Source organism: Thiolapillus sp. (assembly GCF_048562965.1).
In the GTDB taxonomy this organism is placed as follows: Bacteria; Pseudomonadota; Gammaproteobacteria; order Chromatiales; family Chromatiaceae; genus Thiolapillus; species Thiolapillus brandeum_A.
Genome location: NZ_JBHNMF010001510.1, coordinates 1 through 591 on the forward strand (window position 1 = coordinate 1; position 591 = coordinate 591).

At 55.8% G+C, this 591-nt stretch carries 1 protein-coding gene; it reads left to right on the plus strand.

Annotated features, from left to right (window positions below; translation table 11 throughout):
- Positions 1-105 precede the first annotated feature (105 nt).
- Positions 106-447, plus strand: a complete 342-nt coding sequence (locus tag ACOCD2_RS25225; RefSeq protein ID WP_419589517.1) for a hypothetical protein — start codon at positions 106-108, stop codon at positions 445-447.
- Positions 448-591: the final 144 nt, after the last annotated feature.

The following is a 591-nucleotide window of genomic DNA, read 5'->3' on the forward strand; positions in this document are numbered from 1 at the left end:
GGTCCTGGTAGCCGGCGCGGCTGGGCAAGTTCATGGGGTCTGTCATGTGGGTCCTCGTTGGTGTAGCATGGTCAGTGTTCTGCAACTCTACATGAAAGGCTCGAAATGGTAAACATCACATTTTATCTGCACCTGCAACCGGGCAACTATGGCGAAGGCCCTGCGCCACTGCTGGCAGTACCCCCTTTGGCTTCGCATGACATCGCCACGCCACCTTCTGCGTTTCCGGATGAAACCGCACTGGTCGCACTGACCGGGCAGAAGATCCCCGAAGGGAAGTGCCTGCTGCGTATCGCCTCTACCGAAGATGTTTACTACGCCTATACCGTGATTGGTGACGCCACGGTGTCCAACCGCGCGCTGTACCTCCCGGCACACTGCGTAGAGTACCTTGGCATCCCGGCAGACCGTAATCATGACCGGTACATCAGCGTGAAATCCGTATGAGTTTTACTTACGATTCAACCACTAAGATAGTCACACAGACCGGTACTGATACCGCGTTACCCACCAGCGCGGGCAATGGGTTCACTCTCCCGGTGAATATGCCCAAGTTCTACGTAATCAGGCTGGATGATGGCGTGACGCTGA

Coding starts and splice junctions, on each gene's coding strand:
- ACOCD2_RS25225 (WP_419589517.1), top strand. CDS start 106: ATGGTAAACATCACATTTTATCTGCACCTGCAACCGGGCAACTATGGC.